This window comes from Frankia sp. CeRuru1 (assembly GCF_977966315.1).
In genome coordinates, this window is the sequence record NZ_CDWWEW010000415.1 from 1 (window position 1) to 4,273 (window position 4,273).

Here is a 4,273-nt window from a genome sequence, read left to right on the forward strand (position 1 = left end):
TACGGCTTGTTTCGGGATGATGTCGTGTCAACCGCGCCGGCTCGGTGCGCAACTGGAATAAGGACCGGGCGGGACGACCGGGCGGGCTTCCCCCGGCAACCTCGCCGCGCCGCACGGGAAGCCGCGTGTAACGGAGGGTGTTCGGATGGCCGACGGGACGACCGTGGCGGGATTCACCGTCGTGATAGCAGGCACTTCGTTACTATCGGTAAGGACGCACGCGTTCTATCGGCGGGACGAGCTCCCCTCGCCGGAAGGGTGGGCGCTCGCAGGGCGCCCGTTCGGTGGCGTTCTGACCTGGTTCCTGCTCGGCGGTGCGATCTACACCGCATATACCTTCGCCGCGGTGCCCGGCCTCGTCTACGGGGTGGGCGCTCTCGGCTTCTTCGCGCTGCCCTATACGATCATCGTCTATCCGCTAGCCTTCGTGCTCCTCCCACGTCTGGCGGAGACGGCTCGGCGCCACGGCTACGTCACGGTGGGCGACTACGTGCGGGAACGCCACCAGTCACCGCTGCTCGCGCTCGCCGTGGCGCTGACCGGAATCGTGGCCACCACGCCGTACATCGCGCTGCAGTTGGTCGGCGTCCGCGCGGTGCTCGTTGCCGGCGGCCTCATCCCGCCTGGGCTGCCCGGCGACCTGGTGCTGGCCTCGGTGTTCGGGGTGCTCGCCGTCGCGACCTATCACAGCGGCATCCGCGCTCCGGCACTCGTCTCGGTCGCCAAAGGAATTCTGATCTTCCTGGCGGTCTTCGCCGTGGTCGGACTCGTCCTAGCCAGACTCGGCGGACCCGGCGAGATCTTTGCTGCGGCACGGCGGAACATGGCCGCGGACGGCTTGCCGGATCCGTCACTCACGCTGGAGCCGTCGACGTTCGCCGCGTTCGCGAGCCTCGTGCTCGGCTCGGCGATGGCCCTGCTGGTGTACCCACACGTGCTCACCGCCGCCTTCGCGGCGAAGAACCCCGACGTCCTGCGCCGCTCGGCGGTCACCCTGCCGGCCTGGACGGGCCTGCTCGGACTCTTCGGGCTGCTCGGCGTTGCCGCCTTGGCCGCGGGGGTACGCGCACCCCGCGGGCAGGCCGAGGCAGCTGTCCCTCTGCTCGTCCAGCAGCTGGCCCCGCCGGTTGCCACCGGCGTCGTCTTCGGCGCGCTCGTTGTCGCGGCGCTCGTCCCCGCGGCGGTGATGTCGGTGGCGGTCGCTATGCTCTTCGTCCGCAACGTATACGTCGAGTATTTTCACCCCACGGCCACCCCCAAGCATCAGGTCCGGGTGGCCCGCGGTGTCTCGCTGGTGACAAAGATCGGGGCATTCGCCTTCGTGCTCGGTCTGCACGACCAGGATGCCATCGATCTGCAGCTGCTGGGCGGGGTCTGGATACTCCAGACCTTCCCGGCGGTCGGGATCGGCCTGTTCTCCACCTGGCTGCATCGCGGTGCGCTGCTCGCCGGATGGGCGGTAGGAATGGCGGCGGGAACCTGCCTGGTAACCTCCGGCGCATTCTCCGCGGTGGTGAACCTGCACCTGTTCGGGGCGTCCGTGCCGCTGTACACGGCGCTCCTCGCGCTCGGGCTGAATCTGGCGGTCGCCACCGCGCTCACCCCGGTCCTTCACCGCGTCGGCGTGGCCCGAAGCAGCCGGATATCCCAGGTGGACCGACTCCCCCGGCCGGACGCGCCGGGACGGCGGTGAGCGGCGGTGCAGGGCATCCTCAAAGATCCAGCAGCCGTCACTGCCGGCGACGCCGCCACCCTGCTGCCGGCCGGGGAGATCCAGGTGAATCTTCGCGATCTTGATCGGGAGACCGCCCTCACGCGACTCTTCAATACCCACTACGTCTCATTGGTACGACTGGCCGCCCTCCTCGGCGCGGACGACCCGGAGGATATCGCCGCGCAGGCGTTCTACGAGCTTTACCGGCGCTGGCGAAAACTGCGGGACTCGACCGCCACCCTGCCGTATCTACGTAGCATAGTCTGCAATCTCACCCGAATGCGACTACGCCATCTCCAGGTCGTCCGAAAACATCTGGAATGGCCATCAGGCCAGGTAGAATCGGCGGAGACGCAAGCGCTGCTGCGACACGAACAGCGAGCTGTAGTCGTCGCGTTACAGCGGCTTTCGCCGCGCCAGCGGGAGGCCCTGGTACTGCGGCACTGGCTCGGCCTGAAGGAAGCCGAGATAGCCGCGGTCATGGGGATTTCCTGCGGCGCAGTGAAAGCCCATGCGGCCCGGGGAATGGCGGCGCTGTCCCGCGCGATGGAGTCCCAGACATGACGTATCACACCGGGCCGCTCAACGACACCGAACGACGGCTGCGCGACGCCCTGGACGCTCTCGCCGACGGCGTGCCCGTGTCGCCCGACGCCTACCGGCGGGCGCGGGCCACCTGGCGCCGCCGCGAGCGCCGCAGGCGGCTCATCCTCGCCGTCGTCATCGCGGTGGTCTTCACCTTCGCGAACCTGGTCGGCCTGTGGGCGCTCAACCACTGACCGGTGTGGACTTCGCCCGACCGCAGGCTGTGACACACCCGCGTCGCTCCACCTTGTGAATCCTCGCAAGCACGCTTACGCCACACCTCTCCCCTTGACGTGCGCTACTGTGGTGCTCACGGTGTTAAGTGAACAACAGCTAGCCCAGGGAGTGATGATGAGCAGTCGGGTGATGGTGGCGGGCGTCGGCATGGTGCCGTTCGCGACGCCGAGCAGGAGCGACAGCTACGACGTGCTGGCCGAGGGGGCGGTCAGGGCGGCGTTGGCCGATGCTGGGATCGACCTGGCTGCGGTCCAGCAGGCGTACGCCGGCTATGTGTACGGCGACTCGACGAGCGGGCAGAAGGCGCTGTACCGGGTGGGGATGACCGGGGCGCCGGCGGTGAACGTGAACAACAACTGCTCGAGTGGGTCGTCGGCGCTGTTCCTGGCGCGGCAGGCGGTGGCTTCCGGGGCGGCGGACTGCGTGCTGGCGTTCGGGTTCGAGCAGATGCGGCGCGGCGCACTGACGATGCAGTGGGACGACCGGCCCAACGCCTTCGGGCGGTTCGACGAAGTGGTCACCAAGGTGCAGGGCGAGGTCGAGGGGGTGCCGTTCGCACCGCGGTACTTCGCCGGTGCGGGCGCGGCCTACTGTGAGAAGTACGGGATGGACCCGGCGGTATTCGCGCGGATCTCGGTGAAGTCGCGCCGGCACGCGGCCAACAACCCGTATGCGGTGTTCACTGATCCGGTGACCGTGGCGGAGGTTCTTGCCTCGCCGCGGATCCTCGGTTGGCTGACCCGGTTGCAGTGCTGCCCGCCCACCTGTGGCGCGGCCGCCGCGGTGGTCGTTTCCGAGGATTTCGCGCGCGCCCACGGGCTGCGCGCCGATGTGGCGATCATCGCGCAGGCGATGACCACGGATACCCCGTCCTCGTTCGACGGGGACCTGATGCGCCTGGTCGGTTACGACATGACCGCGGCCGCCGCGCGGCAGGTGTACGAGGTGGCCGGGGTGGACCCGCTCGACGTGCGCGTGGTGGAGCTGCACGACTGCTTCACCAGCAACGAGCTGATGTCCTACGAGGCGCTGGGGCTGACCCCGGAGGGCACGGCGGAGAAGTTCATCGTCGACGGCGACAACACCTACGGCGGCCGGGTGGTGACCAATCCGTCGGGTGGGCTGCTGTCCAAGGGGCACCCGCTGGGCGCGACCGGGTTGGCGCAGTGTGCGGAGCTGGTGTGGCAGTTGCGCGGTGAGGCCGACAAGCGCCAGGTCGAGGACGTGACCGTGGCGCTGCAGCATAACATCGGCCTCGGCGGCGCCGCCGTGGTCGCCCTCTACGAGAAGGTAGGCTGATCCGCACCTCGGAGACCGAGGGGGTCGTACCGAGGGGGTTGTCCTGCCGGACCGCACGCTTGCGCCGCCGCGCGGCACCCGCCCGCGTAACCGGCGAGCGCTGATCCTCGGCGCCGCCTCGGACCTGTTCGCCCGCCGCGGCTACGACCAGATCGGCATGACCGATCTCGCCGAGGCCGTGGGGGTCGGTCCGTCCGCGCTGTACCGGCACTTCTCCGGTAAACAGGACCTGCTCCGCGAGGTCATCTCCGCAGGCCTGGCCCCGCTGCGGCGCCTGCTCGATGATCTCGACCTCGCGGACCGTGCCGGCCGCACCGACCGCGCCACGGCGTCGGCCCGGCTCGCCGCCCGCTGCCTCGATGAACGCCACATCGGCGTGCTCTGGCAGCGCGAAGCCCGCCATCTGACCCCTGACGACCATGCTCTGCTGCGCGCCGA

The 4,273-nt window shown here is 69.2% G+C and carries 5 protein-coding genes; all 5 read left to right on the top strand.

The window, feature by feature from the left end:
* Positions 1-145 precede the first annotated feature (145 nt).
* Positions 146-1,693: a sodium:solute symporter family protein gene (locus AC08OP_RS21625; protein ID WP_476615856.1), complete on the top strand. Its 1,548-nt coding sequence runs from the start codon at positions 146-148 to the stop codon at positions 1,691-1,693.
* Between the two features lie 6 nt (positions 1,694-1,699).
* Positions 1,700-2,278, top strand: a complete 579-nt coding sequence (locus AC08OP_RS21630; protein ID WP_476615857.1) for a sigma-70 family RNA polymerase sigma factor — start codon at positions 1,700-1,702, stop codon at positions 2,276-2,278.
* A complete protein-coding gene (locus AC08OP_RS21635) occupies positions 2,275-2,493 on the top strand; it encodes a hypothetical protein (RefSeq protein WP_476594187.1) in 219 nt (72 codons plus the stop codon). Before AC08OP_RS21630 ends, AC08OP_RS21635 begins: the two co-directional genes overlap by 4 nt.
* Before the next feature lie 157 nt (positions 2,494-2,650).
* Positions 2,651-3,835, top strand: a complete 1,185-nt coding sequence (locus AC08OP_RS21640) for a lipid-transfer protein (protein WP_476615858.1) — start codon at positions 2,651-2,653, stop codon at positions 3,833-3,835.
* A 157-nt stretch (positions 3,836-3,992) separates the two neighbouring features.
* Positions 3,993-4,273, top strand: a 281-nt coding sequence (locus AC08OP_RS21645) for a TetR family transcriptional regulator (protein WP_476615859.1), incomplete at its 3' end; no start/stop codon positions are given.

Bases quoted from the DNA above. Each gene is read 5' to 3' on its own strand.
- AC08OP_RS21625 (WP_476615856.1), top strand. From the start codon at position 146: ATGGCCGACGGGACGACCGTGGCGGGATTCACCGTCGTGATAGCAGGC.
- AC08OP_RS21640 (WP_476615858.1), top strand. From the start codon at position 2,651: ATGAGCAGTCGGGTGATGGTGGCGGGCGTCGGCATGGTGCCGTTCGCG.
- AC08OP_RS21635 (WP_476594187.1), top strand. From the start codon at position 2,275: ATGACGTATCACACCGGGCCGCTCAACGACACCGAACGACGGCTGCGC.